The organism is Paenarthrobacter sp. NPDC058040 (assembly GCF_042885775.1).
Taxonomy (GTDB): domain Bacteria; phylum Actinomycetota; class Actinomycetes; order Actinomycetales; family Micrococcaceae; genus Arthrobacter.
The window spans coordinates 196,504-214,836 of sequence record NZ_JBHVRN010000007.1; the positions used below are offsets into that span (position 1 = coordinate 196,504).

Genomic DNA, 18,333 nt, shown 5'->3' on the forward strand with positions numbered 1-18,333 from the left:
GCCCGGCCGTCGGCCCCCACCCCGGGCAACAACCTTTTTTTGGTTTTGGTGGATTTATTTCTTTAACTTCCCTATGGGTTTGGGTTGGGCCTGGACGGGGGCGGCGGCCCCCGGGCCGGGGTGCCGACGTCGTCATGGTCTCCCTAGGACTTGAGCTTCGGCTTCACGTCTTTGGTGTAGATGGACTCCAGCGCGCCCTTCAGCTCGGTGAGCGTTGCTTTGACGTCCGCCTTCTCGTTCATGATCTTGGTAGCGGCCTTGGCGAGTTCCTGGTCGCCGCCCGGGAGGAAGGTACGTGCGTAGTCCTGGGTCCTGGTGACCTTCAGTTGGTCCACTACGGTTTGGAACTCGGGCGTCTGGGCCAGGATGGGGGCAATGTCCGCTCCCACTGCCACCGGCGCGTAGCCCGTGGCCGCGGACAGAGTTGCCGAGCTCTGCGCGTTTGTGGCGAAGGTGATGAACATCGCGGCCGCGAGCTGACGCTCAGGTGACGTCTTGCTGGCAATGACCAGGCCCGAGCCGCCGGTGGGGCAGACGGGGGATTGGCTCACCGAGCCGCCCGGGAGGAATCCGACGCCGATCCGCATGTTCGCTTCCTTCGCCGCCTTGAGCGTGGCGGCGAGGTCGGCGGAGGAACTGATGGTTGCGCTCACGGCACCCGCTTGGAGGTCCGTGATGGCGTTCTTGGAGGAAACACCGGCCCAGGAGTCCTTCACAATCGAGTCCTGCACCCACTGGAGGGCCTTGACCGATGCTTCGGAATCCGTGGTGATGTCCCATTCCTTGGACCAGCCGGCGCCGAAGCCCCACAGGACGTTCTGCAGGGTCCACCCGGCGTAGCCTGCAATCGCAGGGTATTGGTACGCATTCTGGTAGCCGGCCACACCCGCGTTGGCTGCCTTGATTTTGGGGGCCCATTCCGCGAACTCCTCCCAGGTCTTGGGTGACTGTTCCGGAACGCCGGCCGCTTTGAAGTGGTCCTTGTTGAAATAGAACAGGGGCGTTGACCGCGCGTACGGCACGGCCCACTGCTTGTTGTCGTACTTGTAGTCGGAAATCAGGCCGGAAACGTAGTCGGAGGTGCTTGCCTTGGCTGCCTGCAGGAGGCTGTCGATGGGGAGGATGGCGCCGGACATGGCGTAACGGAACCACCAGACATCCGATGCCACAACCACATCAGGGACATCGCTGCCTGCTTGGGCAGTCTGGAATTTCTGCGCCACTTCCTCGTAGTTCGCACCGCCGGTGATGAGGTTCACCGTGATGTCCGGGTGGGCCTTCTGGAAGGCTTCGATGAGCTTCAGTTCGGTGTCCCGGGACTTGCCTGGGTGGCTCGACATGAAGCTGATGGAGCTGGCTGGTTTGACCTTGGACCAATCGGTGGACGCGGCCGTGCTGGCTGATCCCCCTCCGGTAGTTGAGGGACCCGCGCAGGCTGCGAGGGCGAGCGTTCCGAAGCTTGCTCCCGCGACGCTGAGGAACTGCTTGCGTGAAAGTGGTGTGGACATGCCGAAGCGGCCTTTCTGTTGGGTGGTGGATTGCGAGTGGTATTCGGAAGGGCAGTGGCCTAGCCGGTGACTGACCCTTGTGTCAGCCCGGAGACGATGTATCGCTGGAGCGCGGCGAAGATGATGAGGATCGGCACCAGCACGATCACGGCGCCCGCCATGAGCATTCCCCAGTTCTGGGTGCTGCCCTCGCTGTTCACCAACTGGGTGAGGCCGACGGGAAGGGTCATCATGTCCGGGTGGTCCGTGACGATGAGTGGCCAGATGTACTCGTTCCACTCCGAGACGATGGTCACCAACGCCACGGTTGCGATGCTTGGCACAGAAACCGGGACCACAATCTGCCATAGCTTGCGCCAATGGCCGGCACCATCGATTTCCGCGGACTCCAGGATTGCCGGCGGCAAGGTCAGGAAGTGTTGGCGCAACAGGAAGGTGCCGAACGCGGTGCCAAGTCCGGGAAGGATGATGCCCCAGTACGTGTTCAGCCCTCCCATGCTGGCGATCAGCACGTAGTTGGGCAGCACGGAAACCTGCGGCGGCACCATGAGGGCTACCAGGATCAGCAGGAAGATGACCCGCTTGAAGGGAAACCCGATGAACACCAAGGCATAGGCCGTGAAAACAGCAAGGATGCACTTGAGGGCGGAGCCGACGGCGGTGACGATCACGCTGTTGAGGAAGAACCGGGGGAACGGCACCGTTGACGTTGCTTCGACGTAGTTCTGCAGGTTGGGATCCTTGGGCAGGATTGCCAGGTCCGTGGTGACGATTTCGCCCGGTGCCTTGAGTGAGGACAACATCATCCACAGGAGGGGGACGAAGACCACCAGCGTGGCGAGGATGAGTGGGACGTAGCCCGCCGCAATGGTTTTGCCGAGGTTCTGCCAGGACAACGGCCTGGTCCGTTCCTGGAAGACCTCCGGAGATTGGGCGCTCATGAGTAGTGGACCTTTCGCTCGACGAATCGCAATTGGACCGCCGTCATGACCAGGAGGCCGAGGAACAAGACCACGGAGATGGCGGCTGAATAGCCTGCCCTGTTGTAGGAGCCGAAGGCTTGCAGATAGGACTCGAAAATCAACGTGCTGGTGCCGTTGCCGGAGGGCGTCATGATCCGGATGATGTCGAATGCCTGCAGGGAACTGAGCAACGAGGTGATCAGCAGGAAGAAGGTAGTGGGGGACAGAAGCGGGACAACAATCGAGCGGAAACGCCGGAAGCTCGTGGCTCCGTCCAGCGCAGCGGCTTCCATCAACTGGGGTTGGATCGACTGGAGCCCTGCCAGGTACACCACGGCGCAGTAGCCGAGGTTTTTCCAGACGTAGACGATGATCACCATGGCAAGCGCCAGTTTGGGATCGTTGACCCACTGCGGACTGGCCTGGCCCACCCCGCGAAGGATCCAGGACAATGCCCCGTACGTGGGATCGAAGATGAACAGCCACACAAGGCCGACGCCCACTCCGGAGAGCACATACGGCGCAAACACCACTGCCCGGGCAAAGGTACGCCCCTTGAGTTTCTGGTTGAGGGCCAACGCGATCAGCAACCCCAGGGCCATTGCCCCGCCGACTGTTATGGCGGTGAAGATGGCCGTGGTGCCCAGGACTGTTGGAGCGTCCGAGGACGTGAAGAATGCAACATAGTTGCCCAGTCCCACGCTTGTGGCGTTCGCTGCCCCCAGGGTCCAGTCCAACGTGGAGAAATAGAAGTTGGTGATGAGTGGCCGGTAGGTGAACAGCACGATGAGGACCACGTTGGGAGCGGCGAACAGGACGAACGTCCAGGCATCGCGGCGCGTGCGTCCGTTCCAACGGCGGTTTCTTGAGGGGCCCGGCGGCCGGGCGACGGCGCTTCCGGGACCTGTGTCACCGGTCCCGCTGGGAGGGGGTCCATTCTTGCCTAGATGACTTGCGTTAACAACGCTCACCGCAGACCTCTGACTTCATTGTCATCGCCGTCTGGGGCAGCGTAAAGCGAGGTTGGAAAGGGTCAAAGGGGCATTTGACCGGACAATCTAACCTTTTGTCTTGTGCAAAGCTACAGACTGCGCGCTGGATGCGCAAGATGCCGTCGCGTGGCCTGTAGTCAAGGCATTTGAAACTTATGTGCTAATGTCCTTACAAATTAGCAAGCAGTAGATCCTCAAGAACTGTGTCCGACGTCCTGGATTCCTCCCGCCCCGGGGCTTCCAGCTTGGACTGTCGTGCCAGAAAAGGGCTCTTGGTCGAAATTCCGGACAGGAGCAAAGTTTTGATTTTCAGCGCGGAAACCCAATGGTGGCAGATGTGCGTGGCCTTGGCGGCGGCGTTGCTGCTGTCCACGGCGATTGGCTTTGAACGGCAGAGCAAGAACAAGTCCGCGGGAATGCGCACACACGCGATGGTTGGCCTCGGTGCCGCCTTGTTCATGGTGGTGAGCAAATACGGGTTCAGTGATGTCCTGATGGTGGACCTCGTGCGGTTGGACCCCTCCAGGCTTGCGGCCCAAGTGGTTTCGGGCATCGGATTTATCGGTGCCGGGCTCGTTTTCGTGCGGCGCAACCAAGTGCGTGGACTTACGACGGCGGCATCCATTTGGGTGACGGCCGCCGTGGGCACCTCTACTGGGGCAGGGCTGCTGTGGCCCGCCGTCTTCGTGACCGCGGCGCACTTCGTCATTGTGTACGCCTACCCCGTGATGTCCCGGAAAATGCGCTTCGGCTTGCCGGGCCGGTGGGTCCTGCGGGTGACATACGTCGATGGCGTGGGTGCCCTGCGTGATGTGCTTTCCACCTGCACGGGAGAAGGTTTCCAGGTCCAGGGATTTACAACCACCCGTGGATCCGCCGAAACGAAACGCGTTGTTGAGCAACTAATAAAGCGGGACGAAGCAGTGGTTACCGCCGACTTCATCGAGATTGAACTCGAAATAGAAGGCTCCGCGGCTCCGTCAACCATCGTCAGCAGGCTTTCGCAGCTCGGCTCCGTCACCGAGGTCTCCTTGGTTGACGAAGCCGAGTAGCGGATCAATCGCTTCAAGGAGAGACTCATGATTGAAATTCAGGGCCACCGCGGTGTTCTTGCAACGCGGCACGGAAACACGTTGGCTGGATTTGTCGAAGCGCTGCGGCTGGGGGTGGGCGCTATCGAGGTAGACATCTGGCTCACGGCGGACGGGCAATTGGCCCTCCGGCATGATGCCGTGATCAATTCCCTGGACATCCGTGAGGCCCTGCTGAGGGAAGCTGCCGTAGAAATTCATCCCTCGACCACCACCGCTGTTGATGTGGAGCCGAGGACGCCCACCCTTGAGGAACTGCTGGCCCTCCTGCGTTTTGCCGGGGCCACGCGGGTGGTCCTGGACATCGAAGTGAAGACCGATGGCGCCCCCTGGAACGACTACGGTCAGGCGGTCGTAGCTGCCCTGGCCAAGGCGCTAAGAGCCCACGAGCACGAACAAGCACTTCGAGTCCGCAGCTTCGATCCGCAGATCATCCGGGCCATGGCTGCGATGCTCCCTGGGATTCCCATGGTGGCACTGTGCCGGGAAGTCGCGGTTGCATCCCTGGGTTTGTATCCGTTCGAGCCGTTCGCGCTGATCGAGGCTGCGCTGGCTACGGGTGCCTCCGCGGTGGCGCCGGAAGCCGGACTGCTAAGCGCCGAGCTCGTGGCCAAGGCCCATACGGCCGGCCTGGCCGTATATCCATGGACGTTGGTCACACCTGGGCAGATTGCCGAGGCTGTGGGGTTGGGGGTGGACGGCGTGTGCGTCAACGACATCGCGATGGCCCGTGAATCCTTTGCGGCGCTCGGGCAGGAATTACCCGTTTCCCAGTCAATCACCCTGCCTATGCTCGAGTCCGTGCGCCCTTGATAGGGGTGATTCGTCGACCCCGCACTACCCTTCGCACTCCGTACAGTAGAGCAGCCCATCCTTTTCCCTTGCGATCTGGGTCCTGTGGTGGACCAGGAAGCACGAAGAGCAGGTGAACTCGTCCTCCAGTGGCGGGATGACGTTGACGATCAACTCCTCGGCGATGAACTCGCCGGCGGGGCCGTTGGAGTCGGCCTCGTCGCTTTCCTCCACTTCCAGGACCGCGGTCATCGCCGTGGGGGCTTTCGCCGTTTGGAGGGCTTCGAGGGACTGTTCCTGTGCTTCTTTGACCTCTGGACGCAGGTCGTCGTAATCCGTTGCCATGGCTGCGCTCCTTTACAAAGTTTCGGGCGAACCGATGCGGCTCAGTGTTTTATTGTAAGCATGCTGATGATTTAGGCAAGTCCAGATTTGCAATGGGCAAGTCTTGCTCGTGTCTGGGTACCTTCGCGACCCACTTCGGCCCTTGGAGGCGCGGCCTTTCCACGCATTCCGGTGTTCTGGGTGTGATTTGGGGTCAATGTTGGTGGTGGCGGTACGGGCGCTTCGTGTGTGGTGCTGATTCCGTCAGCGCTTTGGAGTGGCATTGGGGCAGCCCCAGGATTGGGGGTTTTGTTCGCAGGTGTCGGCGACGAGGGCGGTTTCTGTTTTCCAGACTTTGATGGTTTTGGGTGGGGTGGTGAGGTTGAGGGTTCCGTTGATGGGCAGGGGCGGGCCGTTGTTGACGGAGTAGGTTCCGGTGTAGGTGGTGGTGAGGTTTACGGGGTAGTTGCCGGTGGTTGTGTACTTGTGGCTGGTTCTGGTTTCTGTGGTGAGCCAGTCGGCGCCGGGGAGGGGGTATCCGGCTGCTGGGGTGGGGCCGAGGGTGGTGCCGTCGCCGAAGGTGTAGGTGTAGTTGGTGGGTGTGGCGGTGAGGTGGACGTGTTGGCCGAGGATGGTGAGGTCGAAGGCTTGGTCGGTGGTGGTGGCGTAGAAGTTGGTGGGTCCGCCGATGAGGGTGTTGGGGAAGGGTTGGGCTTCGAGGGTTCCGGGGTTGACGGGTAGTTGCCGGAAGTCGGTGAGGATCCGTGCGGCGATGTCGGCGAGGACGTTTTGTGGTTGCGCGGCGTAGAGGCAGGTTGGGCCGCTGACCGGGACCCAGTCCGTCCAGCCCGGGTTGGTGATGGCTTTGGGGGCTTGCCGCCAGATCACGGGTGTGCCGTCCTGGCCGCCGGGTGTTGCTGGTGGGCAGTTCATGGTCAGGCATCCGCGGTCGGGTGTGTCTGTTCCGCCTGCGCGGCAATGGACATCGGCCATGTACTGGTTGGGATCCTCGGCCCCGGGTGAGTCTGAGTCTCCTTGGATCGAAGATGCGAGCTGGCCCGTGGTGGGGTCTATGCTGAAGCTCCGACCTACCTCTAATGCCCCGGTCTCGTTGTTTGTCCCGCTCCAGGTCTCCGAGTCAGCGAGGCTGCCAGGCAATGGCGTCAACAGTGCGATCGACGTGATCGCCGCAGTCATTGCCCACCTCAGCTTTCGAAACCTTGTGCTATCGAATGAGGCCAAGGTCGGTCACCTTCCAGCCATCGGCGTCATACATTGTGGTCACCCCGAAGGCGGAGTTGGTGGCCGTTTGGGAGGCCCGTCCTTCCGTTCCGTCAGCGTTGTAGTAGTCGGTCCTTTCCTGAACTATTTGCACCCTGGCTTGTTGCGCAGCTGCGCCATCAGACCAGATGAGCTCGACGGCGGGAATCGTGATCTTCCCGCCGACTAGCCATCGACCGTTGACATTGCTGTCTTGGAGGCCTTTGAGGATCCTGTTGCATGCGAGACAATCATGGCCGGTCATGTCGGTCCAGACTTTGGTGTCACCGGTTTCCGCCGCGTAATTCTGTTGCGCATACCAATACCGAATAAACGCCTCCAGCCCCTCCTTCGTGTTCTCCTTCGCCAGTGCAGGCATTACCGGCACAGGGACGTTCTGGGCTTTGCCCTTAGCGTCGGCGGGCTTGTACGCAGCGGTCGGTGCGGGCGTTGGGGCTCGTGACGCCGTCGCGCTCGAGGTGGGTGACGCCGTCGTCGTGCTTGTGCCGGAGGGTGTGCCGCTTCCCTGGCAGCCGCCCAACAGCAGCATCGCGGACACGGCCAAGCCGATGGTCCGGATCCAGAGAGATGCCCGGGCAGGCGGGATTAGGGCAAACGAACGGTGTGGCATGACAGGCTCCCCAGCGGCTGTTGTGGCGTAGTGCTCGCCAGTCTAGGCACGGCGCACGCAGGGACTCACTCCGGAAAAGAATGTATGTGGATAACACTGGCTCTGGTCACTGCGTGCGGCCAGGCGTATTCTGGCCTCGCCTGTTCGTCATCGCACACATCCACACGGGGGACACCATGGTCATGATCGGCAGTTCACGCACGTCAAAAATGCTGGGAATCCTGGTGGGAACGGCGCTGGCCCTCAGTGCTTGCGCGTTCCCGCTGCCCATCTCCGCACCGGCGCCAGCAACGAGTGCGCCGGCCCAATCGAACCCCACCCCGTCGGTGGGAATTCCATCCACCAGCCCGAGTACGGGCACCAGTGCCGGTTCAAGCGCTGGTACCGGGGGCTACGGTGAATTTACGTCACTGTCCGAGGCGTGCATTTCCGTCAGCGCAGCCATGCTCAGCGTGACGTTGCTTCCGCTGGCTGCCTTGGTGGGCGGAAAGCCGGAGGACATAGAAAAAGCCAAGCAGGAACTGTCCCAAATGCAGGACAAAGTGCCCGACGAGCTAAAGCCGAGTTTCGAAAAACTGCGGGCTTACACAGAGTCGGCGGGCACGGATTTCAGCAAATACGGTGAACCGGAGTTCGAGGAACTGATGAAGCCCATCCAGGACTGGATGGACAAGAACTGCAAGTAGCGGCGCCGCGCTCTCCCTTCTCTCACAAAGCGTCGGAGGCAGGCGCTAGGGTGGTATTCAAGAGAAGGGGAGTGCTCCGTGTCAGATCATTTGTCAGATCAGAACGTGCCAGGTCAGGACCTGCGGATTGATCCTGTGCCGGGGGCGGAGGGCCTTGGGACCGGACGCACCATCATCTCCGAGGCCGCCGTCGCCAAAGTGGCAGGCATAGCTGCGCGGGCAGTTCCGGGTGTCTATTCCCTGGGCTCGGGGCCGTCGCGTGCCCTCGGCGCCATCCGGGACGCCGTTGGCAGTTCAGACCATGCTGCAGGCGTCCGCGCTGAGGTCGGAGAGACCCAAGTGGCCGTGGACATCAACCTGGTAGCGGTCTACGGGCACCCCCTCCACGGCGTTGCCAACCAGGTGCGGGCAGCGGTCTATCGTGCCGTTGAAGAATTGGTGGGCCTGCAGGTCATCGAAGTGAACATCGAGGTCACCGACGTCTATATCGCCCCGCCACCAAAGCCCGCGGGAGCCAGGACGGCCTCGGTGGAGAGGGAGGCACTCCAATGAGCATGACAGTGGTGGGAATCGCCATCGGCGCCTTCGTAGCGTTCATGTCCTTCCAGTTCGGGTTCTGGGGCTTCGTTATTTCCTTGCTCTTCATGGGCATTGGAGCCCTTTTGGGACGTGCGGTGGACGGCAAGCTGGACCTCCGCAGCGTCCTCGACGCCATTACGGGCCGGCGCTCGTCGTCATGAGCGTGGCTGAGGCTGTGGAACCCACCACCAGCCTGGCCGGCCACAACCGGATCAGCACCCAGGCTCTGACATCGTTGGCCCAAGCAGCGGCAGCTGAGGCGCTTGGTGTCGCCCCGAGCGACATCCGCGCTGACTGGTCGGACGACGACGGACTGCTGGCTTTGTCCATCGTGGCGCCCATCAGCGTGCCCGCCTTGAGCGAAGTGCTGCGCCAGCCCCAGCGGGTCCAGGGTTTCGGAGGCTCGATTTGGGACCGTGCCGTGGCTGCCAAGGCGTTGGTGCTTGAGAGCGTCACACAGCTCAGTGGCTCCCAGTTGAGCCGCGTGGACATACGGATCAGCGGCGCGCAGGTCAGGGAAGGGGGCCGGGTCCAGTGACCCAGGACCAGGAAACAGGGCTCCAGCCCCAGGACATGGACCCAAGCGCATCCCGTCAGGCCGTGGCAGGCGAGGACCCCGCCATGGGCAGGATCCTGCGCCGGGAAACGCACTCGTCCCGTGCCGGCGCGGCCGGAATCGCCGCCGTATTGGTGATCCTGCTCTGCGTCTACGCACTCCTGGAATCAGGCGTGCGCGCGGTGGGACAGCCTCCGTGGCTGATCGACCCTGGTACGGCTGCTGAACGCATCATTGCCCTTCCGTCGGGAATCCAACCGCTCCTTCTTGGCGCTGCCGGTGCCGTGATCGCCATGGTTGGCCTGTTCTTCTTCCTTCATGCTTTGCTGCCTGGCAGGCGGGCGAGGCATCTGCTCCGGGACCCTCGCATCGCCGTCGTGGTTGATGACGAAGTCCTTGCCTCAGCGCTGGCGCGGCGCGCCCGGACAGCTGCCAACGTGACTCCCGAACAGGTGATGGTGGTTGTGTCCCAGCGGCTGGTTGTGGTGAATGTCAGGCCGACGTCGGGCAGCCGGGTCAGTGAGGAAGCGGTGCTTGCTGCGGTGCGTGCCGAGCTGGAGGAAATGTCTCCGGTGCCCCTGCCTGATGTCCGGGTGAACCTTGGCACCTCGGGGGTGATCGGCGCGTGAACGGAACGCCGCGCGCCCTGAACCGGGTGCTGCTTTTCATTATTGGAGCCAAACTGCTGGCGGTCGGGCTGCTGCTCGTCCTCCTGGCCACGGTGCCCGCGGTCGCCTCGTGGTGGCATGGGTGGGCGGCTTCTGCGTGGGCAGGCGCCGAGGAAGCCTTCCGTCAAACAAGGTTCCCAGGTCGTGAGGAAAGCTGGCTCTGGATCGTCGCGGGCCTGGTCCTGGTGGCAGTGATTGTGGTGATGGTCGCTTGGCTTTCCCAGCAGGGCAAAGGACGCGCGAACCTGCTGGTGACCGGCGACGACGACAGTCACGTTGCGGGTGCGGTGCGGATTGGCGGGGGCGTGGCTGAGCAGGCTTTGCGCGCGGCCTTGGCGGAACGCCCGGACCTTGCAGGCTCTTCGGTTGCCACGTACGAGGTCAACGGCCAGCCCGGTTTGCGAATCCGTATTCAGCCCCGGCAAGGGGTGGCTCCGCATCTCCTGGCTGCGGAAATCTCCCAAATGGTGGATGCCTTGGACCTGGTCATCGGGAAAAAGACGCCGGTGTTGGTACATATGGTTTCCGGGGCACGGGCCCGGTTTACCAAAGCGGAACGGGTTCGCTGACCCCTGACCTGCCGGACGAATGTTGCGTTGATGGGGTTCGGCGTTGCCAAGCCAACGTTTTTCCCCATAGTTTGAAAGTGCAGGGGGAAAGGCTCCCTTGGCACGCTGAGACCCCATCCCGGTGAGAACGTAAACCGCGTGTGGTCCGCGTTCCAACCGTCACAGAGGAGAACACCATGAGTGAAGAAACCACGGGAGCAGACGCAGCGGGAGGCGCTGCCGAAAACGCCAAGGAGTTCGCTGGCGAGGCCCTGGAGAATGCCAAGGAATTCGCGGGCGATGCTGTGGAGAACGTCAAGGAATTTGCCGGAGATGCTGCCGGAAATGTCAAAGAATTTGCCACGGACGCTGCTGAAAACGTGAAGGAATTCTTCTCGGGCGATGTCGGTGAAAATGCCAAGGAACTCGCAGGAGACGTGGCCGAAAAGTCCAAGGAAATTGCCGGAGACGTAGCGGAAAACGTCAAGGGACTTGGTTCCAAGATTGCCGGGTTGTTCAAGGGCGAAAAGTAGGCCCAACCACTCGAAAGATGGCGGTTCATTGCGTACGGGAATTCCCGTAGGGCGATGGGCCGCCATCGTACGTTGGGGCGCCCAGTAGGCTGGATCCAAACACCTCACGGACAGGAGAACCGCGGTATGGCCGGACCAACAGCACATGCGCCCGCATCAGTGAACGGCACTGTCCTGGCCGGAGTCCTGGCGGAACTCGCTTCGCTTGAGGACCCACGGTCCCGGGAAGTCAACCAGAAACACGGCGACGACCACGGCGTCAATCTCAGCAAGCTGCGCGCGGTAGCCAAACGGTTGAAGACCCAGCAGGACCTGGCGAAGGAACTCTGGGCAACGGACGATACCGCGGCAAAGTTGTTGTCGCTGCTGATATGCCGGCCCAAGGCCTTCGGACGCCAAGAGTTGGATGCGATGTTGCGTGCTGCCCGGACACCGAAGGTCCACGACTGGCTGGTCAATTACGTGGTGAAGAAGAGTCCCCATGCCGAGGAGTTGCGCCGCGCATGGTTCGACGATCCGGACCCCGTGGTTGCCAGCGCCGGTTGGGCGTTGACCTCCGAACGTGTGGTCAAGACACCTGGAGGCCTGGATCTCGAGGGGCTCCTGGACGTCATCGAACAGCACATGAAGGACGCTCCGGAACGCCTGCAGTGGGCCATGAACACCTGCTTGGCGCAGATCGGGATCGAGCACCCAGAGCTCCGGGCCAGGGCGCTGGATATCGGAGAACGCCTCGAGGTCCTGAAGGACTACCCGACTCCGCCGAACTGCACCTCGCCCTTCGCGCCAAGCTGGATCAACGAGAGGGTGCGCAGGCAGGCACTCTAGTCCCGGTTGCGCTGCATCATGCGGTAAGTCAGTTCGGCGAGGAGTTCTTCGTCCGTGAGATGGGCAGCCTTGGCGATGGGCGCCGCCGGTATGCCGATGTAGGGATTCGCCAGGGAGCGGGCGCCGTCGTCGCTGCTCCGCATATCGTCCGGAGTGATCTGGTCCGGCGCGAACGTGGACTTTCCTTTGAGGACCTCGGACACTGAGCCTGCACGCCAACCCAAGGCATGCTCAAGCTTGCGCTGGTTGATTTCCTGGGTGCGTCGTGTGCCCGATTCAAGGGTGCGTACGGTCTTGATGGCGGTTCCGGCCTGCTTGGCCAACTGCACTTGACTCAGCCCTTGCGCCAGCCGTTCTTCTTTGATGAGGCGGCCGATGGTCTGGAGTGCTTCGAATTCATCCACGCTTCCCACTGTTCCATAGGTAACCTTGGGCAATCAAATCGAACTCCGCTGTCACATACTCGCTTGGACAGCGATGACGGTGCTAACGCGCGGGCGCGCCCGTGGCGCGTCCGCCGCAAAATCGACGATTATCAGCCTGCTTGGTATCGTTGTGATTAACTTCGGTGTAAGCGCTTGCATTCCACCGGGGTACCTCGCTAGTGTGAGCCTCACCACATCAACCGCATCGCGGAAATTACCTGGTCCACTCACCGAGGAGTTCCCAGCATGAAATCGAAGAAGTACCTTCTTCCGGCAGCGATCGCCGGAGTCCTTGCTATGTCCCTCAGCGCATGTGGCGGCGGGGGCGGAGGCGGCGGCTCGAGCACCGGCGGTGCGAGCGGCGACGCAGCCAACAACCTCGACGGCCGCGGGCCGATCACGTATGTCCAGGGCAAGGACAACAGCAACGTTGTCCGTCCCCTCATCGATAAGTGGAACGCCGCGCACCCGAACGAGAAGGTGACGTTCAAGGAGCAGTCGGACCAGGCTGATCAGCAGCACGACGACCTTGTCCAGAACTTCCAGGCCAAGAACGCCAACTATGACGTCATGAGCGTCGACCTTATTTGGGTTGCTGAATTTGCGGCAAAGGGCTGGCTGCAGCCACTCAAGGACAAGACCGCAGTCTCAACGGACGGCATGCTTGAATCCACCGTCAAGAGCGCAACGTACAACGGAACGCTCTACGCGGCTCCGCAGAGTTCCGATGGCGGCATCCTCTACTACCGTGGCGACCTCGTCCCCACCCGGCCCAAGACCTGGGACGAGATGATGAAGATGTGCGATATCGCCAAGCAGAACAACATTGGCTGCTACGCAGGCCAGTTCCAGAAGTACGAGGGCCTCACGGTTAACGCGGCAGAAGCCATCAACTCCGCAGGCGGCAAGATCGTTGACGACTCCGGCAAAGCCGCGGTGAACTCCGCTGAAGCCAAGGCCGGCCTCAACAACCTGGTCCAGGCGTACAAGGATGGCAACATCCCCACCGAGGCCATCACCTTCCAGGAAGAACAAGGACGCCAAGCCTTTGAAGCCGGCAAGCTCCTCTTCCACCGCAACTGGCCCTACGTCTACAACCTCGCCAAGACTGATGGTTCCTCCACAGTGAAGGACACGTTCAAGATGGCTCCGCTTCCCGGCAAGGACGGCCCCGGTGCCTCCTCGCTCGGTGGCCACAACATCGCCATGAGCGTCTACTCCAAGAACAAGGCGACGGTGACGGACTTCATCAAGTACATTGCCAGCGAGGAAACCCAGCGCTTCTACGCAACGCAGGGCTCCCTGGCTCCCGTCCTGACCAAGCTGTATGACGATCAGGAACTCGTTGCCAAGCTGCCTTACCTGCCGGTTCTTAAGACCTCCATCGAGAACGCCGTACCGCGCCCCGTGACGCCGTTCTACCCGGCAGTCACCAAGGCTGTTCAGGACAACGCCTACGCTGCCCTCAAGGGAGAGAAATCCGTCGACTCGGCGATCTCCGACATGCAGGCGGCAATTGAGTCGGCCGGAGCCAAGTAACCACCCGGGCCCTGGTCCGGCCGTCTGCCCCCGCGGGCGGACGGCCGGACTCCGGCAACGGCCTTCTCCCTGACAGGAGTCTTGTCATGTCAACAGAATTACAAAAACCGCAGACGACGACGGCTGCCGAACATAAGATGCCCGGGCGCGAAAGCGCCGACCGCAAGCAAGTTACGCAGGGTCGCTGGGCGTACACGCTCTTGGCGCCGTCACTGATCCTCCTGGCGGTCGTGATCATCTACCCGGTGGTCAACGCCATCATCATGTCCTTCCAAAAGGACTCGGGCCTCGATCCGGCCACAGGGTTCTTCTCCGAGGGCGGTCCGGCAGGCTTCGACAACTACGTCCACTGGCTGGCCCAGCAATGTACAGCTCCCGGAGGCGGCGCTGTTGCGTGTCCTCCCGGCACCCTCGGATCCCAATTCTGGGACTCCATGGGAACCACGTTCTTCTTCACCGTAGTCACCGTGGCCTTTGAAACGGTCCTCGGCTTCTGGATGGCCATCATCATGGCGCGTGCTTTCCGCGGCCGGAGCCTTATCCGCGCAGCCGTCCTGGTTCCGTGGGCCATCCCCACCGCCGTTACGGCCAAGCTGTGGTTCTTCATCTTCGCCTTCGAAGGCATCGCCAACAAACTGTTCGGCACCCAGATCCTTTGGACCGGTTCCGAATGGCCCGCAAAGTGGGCAATCGTGATCTCCGATGTATGGAAGACCACCCCCTTCATGGCCCTGCTGATCCTCGCCGGTCTGCAATTGATCCCGGATGAGGTCTACGAGGCAGCCAAGGTGGACGGCGCGTCAACCTGGCAGCGCTTCCGTCTGATCACGCTGCCGCTGGTCAAGCCCGCGCTTATGGTTGCCATCCTGTTCCGTGTGCTGGACGCACTCCGCATGTACGACCTTCCGGCCATCATGACCCAGGGCGCGAACGGCACAACCACGCTGTCCATCCTGGTGGTCCAACAAATCCGGCAAGGGTTCAACTCCGCGGCGGCGCTATCCACCATCACCTTCATAGTCATCTTCCTCGTGGCCTTCATCTTCGTCCGCTTCCTTGGAGCGAACGCCGTGGGTGCAGCCACATCTTCCGGAAAGGCCAAGTGAGATGAGCACAGCTACAGCCACGCGGGCCACATCCTCCTCCACCGAACGTCCCAAGCGGCCCTTTGACTGGGCAAGCTTCCGTACGTACGTCAGTGCCGCCGTCATCCTTATCTGGTGCCTTGCGCCGTTCTACTGGATGATCGTTACTGCGTTCCGCGACGTCGGCTATACCTTCGACACCACGCCGTTCTTCACGCACGTTACGTGGGACAACTTCGCCACGGTGTTCGATGAGAGCCTGGGCAACCACTTCGGCCGGAACCTCGCCAACAGCCTGATCGTCGGTGCCGTGACCACCCTGGTTGCCCTGCTGGTTGGCGTTTTCGCGGCCTACGCCCTCGCGCGCTTGAACTTCCGGTTCAAGTTCATCGTGTTGGGCTTCATCCTGGGCGCCTCGATGTTCCCCGGCGTTGCCTTGGTTACCCCGCTTTTCCAGCTCTTCACCAACATCGGCTGGATGGGTACCTACCAGGCGCTGATCATTCCAAACATCTCCTTCGTGCTTCCGCTGACGGTGTACACGCTGACCTCGTTCTTCCGCGAGATGCCGTGGGAACTTGAAGAAGCAGCCCGTATTGACGGTTGCACGCAGGGCCAGGCCTTCCGCAAGGTGATCCTTCCGCTCGCGGCTCCGGCCACGTTCACCACGGCCATCCTGGCGTTCATCTCGGCATGGAACGAGTTCCTGATCGCCAGCCAGCTGTCGAATGACTCAACGAAGACCGTCACCGTGGCCATCGCCTCGTTCGCCGGTGCCCAGCCTCACCAGGAGCCGTACACCGCGGTTATGGCGGCCGGAACCATCGTCACCATTCCGCTGGTGATCCTGGTGCTCGTCTTCCAGCGCAAGATCGTTGCCGGCCTCACGGCAGGTGCGGTGAAGTGAGCAGTTCAGCCAGCCGACGGCAGGAAGCCGCAGCAGCCCGCAAGGCCGATCCCGAAACCAAGCGCATACGCTCGGGCGAGGACTTCGACATCATCATCGGGCTGCTGGGTTTCTGGACGCTGGTCCTCCTGGCCGTCACTGTGTACATGGAGCTTACGTCCCAGCCCGCTCTGGGCTGGGCCCTGGGCCTCCTCGCGTCCGTGCTTGCGTTGTGGGGCATGATCCGGCTTCGCCGCAAGCTTCCCGAAAGGACCTCACGGCGCATCAATTAGGGCGCGCCATCATCTGAACAGCACCTCAACTTAACAGTGGGTCGACATCAAGCCGTGCGAAATCGGCGAAGGGCACACGGACGGATAGGCTAAAAGACGCCGTCTGGGAGGAGCCCTCGGCCTTCGGCATGCACCTAATGAGGGGGCTTTAGTGGCTAAAACGAACGAACGGGCCCAGCGCGGTGGCCATACGGGCGTCAGCATCGAGGACGTCGCAGCCGCTGCCGGGGTCTCCACGGCGACTGTCTCCCGCGCTGTCAGGGGCTTGCCCAGGGTCTCGCCCGCCACGCGCGAAAAGATCCTGGAAGTCGCGGCCTCGCTGGGATATGTTGCCTCATCCTCGGCTTCGGGCCTGGCCACCGGGCGGACCCGGACCATAGGAGTCCTGGCGCCCTTCGTGAGCCGGTGGTTCTTCTCCAAGGCCATTGAGGGAGCCGACCGGGAATTGCACTCCCGCAAGTACAACCTCTCCCTGTTCAACCTTGGTGGCCATGGCAGCAACCGCGAGCGGCTGTTCAGCTCTACCATGGTCTACAAGCAGATCGATGCCCTCCTGGTGTTGTGCATGGCGCTCAGCGAGGAAGAGTTGGAGCACCTCCACAAGATCGACATACCGCTGGTGGTGGTCGGTGGGCACGTCGAAGACTGCGCGTACATAGGCATCAACGATTACGACGCTGCATCAACGGCCGTCCGGCACCTGCTGGATCTGGGGCACAAGGACATCGCTTTGCTGCATGGTGACGACGAAACGGACCTGAACTTTGACGTTCCCCGGGTCCGGATCCGCGCCTTCCAGGAAGTGATGTCCGACGCCGGTCTTGAAGTCCGCCCTGAATGGGACGAATGGGGAGATTTCACCGTCGCCAGTGGCCAGCAGGCTTTCAGCCGGCTCTGGAGCCAGCCCGGCCGGAAGCCGACGGCGATCTTCTGCTCGTCGGACGAGATGGCCATGGGAGTGATTTTCGAAGCCGCACGGCACGGGGTGCGGGTGCCCGAAGACCTCTCGGTGATCGGCATCGACGACCATGACTTCTCGGCTTCGCTTGGCCTGACCACCGTTGGCCAAAGGCCGGACAACCAGGCGGAACTGGGAACGAAGATGCTCCTGGACGAACTGGACGGCCATGCCGGTGCTGTCCGCTCCCAGGTTGCGCCGCATGAACTGATAGTCCGCGAGACCACGGCGCCGCCCTGCCGCTAAGGCAGAAGACTCAGGAAGCCCGCGCCAACTGCCGGATCGGGATCCAGCGCGAGGCAAGGCGACGGTACGCTGCCGCGGCCCCCGTCATGTCCCCTTCGGCGAGGCACTCAATGCCCAAGCGCACATCCATGGGGGATTCGTCCGGATAGACCTTGTCCGCCACAGCTCCGTAGTCCAACTCCACCATGGACTGGACGTGGAAAAGTTCCAGCCACTCGGTGAGCTGCGTGAGGTCGTCCAGCATGTCCAGGTCCGGAGCAGCCAAGGCCAAGTGGGCCACGGCAAAGCGTGCCCGGTCCAGGGCGTCGGTGAGGGGAGTCCACACCCGGACGGTGACGATGTGCCCGTCCGATTCCACCACGTCCTTGCGGTCCGACTCCGCAAACAGCGAGAACCAACTGAAGGGAATACCCCAAGTGGAGGCGCGGGTGTGGACGCGTTTGGCGTCGTCGCCGGCGTTGATGCGGTCGATCCGGACCTGGTGCTTGTCCCGCTGTGAGACGGGAATCAGCAGGTCGGCAAGCGGGCTGTGCACCCCATCCATCAGGGCATTGGCCGCCAAACCGGCCCGAATCACCAGTTGGCTGGGGCAGTAAAGCAGCCGTCCGGCGTCGTCATTCCGCGTTTCCCCACCCGAACCCTCCGGTGCGGCGTGCCGGCCGTTGGGAACGCGGGTCATGCGCACCAGATCGGTCCGTCCGGTGGGGAAGGGATCGCCGCCGGAGCGCGTGATGCGTCCAAGCGAGGCTTGCAGCTCCGCATCCTCGACGGCGGCCCGGGAAGCGATCTTGCCGCTGTCCGCCACGAGTTGGCGCTGCTGTTCCGCTGGAAACGCCTCGAGGGGCTCGTAGATGCGCAGGGACGAGGAAAAGGGCAGGCCGGCCTGGCCCCTGTACAGGTTTCCACTCATGTCCGGCCAGCCCCTTTCGTCCGAGTCAGCGGG

General features: G+C 62.2%; 23 protein-coding genes. 15 read left to right on the plus strand and 8 right to left on the minus strand.

Going from position 1 to position 18,333, the window contains the following annotated elements; translation table 11 throughout:
* Positions 1–143 precede the first annotated feature (143 nt).
* From ACFVSJ_RS11670 to ACFVSJ_RS11680, 3 genes are read right to left on the minus strand one after another with little or no spacing between them, the layout of a single operon-like run.
* Positions 144–1,508, minus strand: a complete 1,365-nt coding sequence (locus tag ACFVSJ_RS11670; protein WP_387436951.1) for an ABC transporter substrate-binding protein — start codon at positions 1,506–1,508, stop codon at positions 144–146.
* 59 nt (positions 1,509–1,567) lie between these two features.
* The gene (locus ACFVSJ_RS11675) at positions 1,568–2,449 is read right to left on the minus strand and encodes a carbohydrate ABC transporter permease (protein ID WP_387436952.1); all 882 of its coding nucleotides are present in this window, start codon (positions 2,447–2,449) and stop codon (positions 1,568–1,570) included.
* Positions 2,446–3,441 carry a carbohydrate ABC transporter permease gene (locus ACFVSJ_RS11680; RefSeq protein WP_387436953.1) on the minus strand — a complete coding sequence of 332 codons (996 nt, stop codon included), beginning with the start codon at positions 3,439–3,441 and terminating at the stop codon, positions 2,446–2,448. Before ACFVSJ_RS11680 ends, ACFVSJ_RS11675 begins: the two co-directional genes overlap by 4 nt.
* A gap of 323 nt (positions 3,442–3,764) precedes the next feature.
* Between ACFVSJ_RS11680 and ACFVSJ_RS11685 the strand changes: the two genes are divergently transcribed.
* On the plus strand, positions 3,765–4,514 hold the full coding sequence (locus ACFVSJ_RS11685) for an MgtC/SapB family protein (protein WP_387436954.1): 750 nt from the start codon (positions 3,765–3,767) through the stop codon (positions 4,512–4,514).
* A gap of 27 nt (positions 4,515–4,541) precedes the next feature.
* Complete coding sequence (locus ACFVSJ_RS11690; protein ID WP_387436955.1) at positions 4,542–5,366, plus strand: glycerophosphodiester phosphodiesterase; 825 nt, start codon at positions 4,542–4,544, stop codon at positions 5,364–5,366.
* A 24-nt stretch (positions 5,367–5,390) separates the two neighbouring features.
* Here ACFVSJ_RS11690 and ACFVSJ_RS11695 read toward each other — a convergent pair whose 3' ends face one another.
* From ACFVSJ_RS11695 to ACFVSJ_RS11705, 3 genes are all read right to left on the minus strand, one after another.
* A complete protein-coding gene (locus ACFVSJ_RS11695) occupies positions 5,391–5,690 on the minus strand; it encodes a DUF4193 domain-containing protein (RefSeq protein ID WP_387436956.1) in 300 nt (99 codons plus the stop codon).
* A 243-nt stretch (positions 5,691–5,933) separates the two neighbouring features.
* Entirely contained in the window at positions 5,934–6,866 is a 933-nt protein-coding gene (locus ACFVSJ_RS11700; protein WP_387436957.1) for a hypothetical protein, read from the minus strand.
* A 28-nt stretch (positions 6,867–6,894) separates the two neighbouring features.
* Positions 6,895–7,560, minus strand: coding sequence for a DUF6318 family protein (locus tag ACFVSJ_RS11705; protein WP_387436958.1), 666 nt, complete (start codon positions 7,558–7,560; stop codon positions 6,895–6,897).
* Between the two features lie 113 nt (positions 7,561–7,673).
* On the opposite strand from ACFVSJ_RS11705, the gene ACFVSJ_RS11710 reads away from it, so the two are divergent.
* From ACFVSJ_RS11710 to ACFVSJ_RS11745, 8 genes are all read left to right on the plus strand, one after another.
* Positions 7,674–8,246 (plus strand): hypothetical protein, encoded by a 573-nt coding sequence (locus ACFVSJ_RS11710; RefSeq protein ID WP_387436959.1) that lies wholly within the window; start codon positions 7,674–7,676, stop codon positions 8,244–8,246.
* Positions 8,247–8,351: 105 nt separating this feature from the next.
* Positions 8,352–8,798 carry an Asp23/Gls24 family envelope stress response protein gene (locus ACFVSJ_RS11715; RefSeq protein WP_387436960.1) on the plus strand — a complete coding sequence of 149 codons (447 nt, stop codon included), beginning with the start codon at positions 8,352–8,354 and terminating at the stop codon, positions 8,796–8,798.
* A complete protein-coding gene (locus ACFVSJ_RS11720; RefSeq protein ID WP_387436961.1) occupies positions 8,795–8,986 on the plus strand; it encodes a DUF2273 domain-containing protein in 192 nt (63 codons plus the stop codon). The genes ACFVSJ_RS11715 and ACFVSJ_RS11720 overlap by 4 nt, the downstream gene beginning before the upstream one ends.
* Positions 8,983–9,363, plus strand: coding sequence for a hypothetical protein (locus ACFVSJ_RS11725; protein WP_387436962.1), 381 nt, complete (start codon positions 8,983–8,985; stop codon positions 9,361–9,363). Before ACFVSJ_RS11720 ends, ACFVSJ_RS11725 begins: the two co-directional genes overlap by 4 nt.
* Positions 9,360–10,010, plus strand: a complete 651-nt coding sequence (locus tag ACFVSJ_RS11730) for a DUF6286 domain-containing protein (protein WP_387436963.1) — start codon at positions 9,360–9,362, stop codon at positions 10,008–10,010. Before ACFVSJ_RS11725 ends, ACFVSJ_RS11730 begins: the two co-directional genes overlap by 4 nt.
* Positions 10,007–10,618: a hypothetical protein gene (locus ACFVSJ_RS11735; RefSeq protein ID WP_387436964.1), complete on the plus strand. Its 612-nt coding sequence runs from the start codon at positions 10,007–10,009 to the stop codon at positions 10,616–10,618. The genes ACFVSJ_RS11730 and ACFVSJ_RS11735 overlap by 4 nt, the downstream gene beginning before the upstream one ends.
* Positions 10,619–10,794: 176 nt before the next feature.
* Complete coding sequence (locus tag ACFVSJ_RS11740) at positions 10,795–11,130, plus strand: hypothetical protein (RefSeq protein WP_387436965.1); 336 nt, start codon at positions 10,795–10,797, stop codon at positions 11,128–11,130.
* Between the two features lie 126 nt (positions 11,131–11,256).
* Complete coding sequence (locus ACFVSJ_RS11745) at positions 11,257–11,958, plus strand: DNA alkylation repair protein (protein ID WP_387436966.1); 702 nt, start codon at positions 11,257–11,259, stop codon at positions 11,956–11,958.
* On the opposite strand, the gene ACFVSJ_RS11750 is transcribed toward ACFVSJ_RS11745, so the two are convergent.
* A complete protein-coding gene (locus tag ACFVSJ_RS11750) occupies positions 11,955–12,362 on the minus strand; it encodes a multiprotein-bridging factor 1 family protein (RefSeq protein WP_387436967.1) in 408 nt (135 codons plus the stop codon). The genes ACFVSJ_RS11745 and ACFVSJ_RS11750 overlap by 4 nt on opposite strands.
* A 267-nt stretch (positions 12,363–12,629) precedes the next feature.
* Here ACFVSJ_RS11750 and ACFVSJ_RS11755 point away from each other — a divergent pair, with 267 nt between their 5' ends.
* From ACFVSJ_RS11755 to ACFVSJ_RS11775, 5 genes are all read left to right on the plus strand, one after another.
* Entirely contained in the window at positions 12,630–13,922 is a 1,293-nt protein-coding gene (locus ACFVSJ_RS11755; RefSeq protein WP_387436969.1) for an ABC transporter substrate-binding protein, read from the plus strand.
* Between the two features lie 86 nt (positions 13,923–14,008).
* The gene (locus ACFVSJ_RS11760; protein ID WP_387436970.1) at positions 14,009–15,028 is read left to right on the plus strand and encodes a carbohydrate ABC transporter permease; all 1,020 of its coding nucleotides are present in this window, start codon (positions 14,009–14,011) and stop codon (positions 15,026–15,028) included.
* Between the two features lies 1 nt (position 15,029).
* Complete coding sequence (locus ACFVSJ_RS11765) at positions 15,030–15,914, plus strand: carbohydrate ABC transporter permease (protein WP_387436971.1); 885 nt, start codon at positions 15,030–15,032, stop codon at positions 15,912–15,914.
* On the plus strand, positions 15,911–16,186 hold the full coding sequence (locus ACFVSJ_RS11770; RefSeq protein WP_387436972.1) for a hypothetical protein: 276 nt from the start codon (positions 15,911–15,913) through the stop codon (positions 16,184–16,186). Before ACFVSJ_RS11765 ends, ACFVSJ_RS11770 begins: the two co-directional genes overlap by 4 nt.
* 151 nt (positions 16,187–16,337) lie before the next feature.
* Positions 16,338–17,390 carry a LacI family DNA-binding transcriptional regulator gene (locus tag ACFVSJ_RS11775; RefSeq protein ID WP_387436973.1) on the plus strand — a complete coding sequence of 351 codons (1,053 nt, stop codon included), beginning with the start codon at positions 16,338–16,340 and terminating at the stop codon, positions 17,388–17,390.
* 10 nt (positions 17,391–17,400) lie between these two features.
* Here ACFVSJ_RS11775 and ACFVSJ_RS11780 read toward each other — a convergent pair whose 3' ends face one another.
* A complete protein-coding gene (locus ACFVSJ_RS11780) occupies positions 17,401–18,300 on the minus strand; it encodes a hypothetical protein (RefSeq protein WP_387436974.1) in 900 nt (299 codons plus the stop codon).
* Between the last annotated feature and the right edge of the window lie 33 nt (positions 18,301–18,333).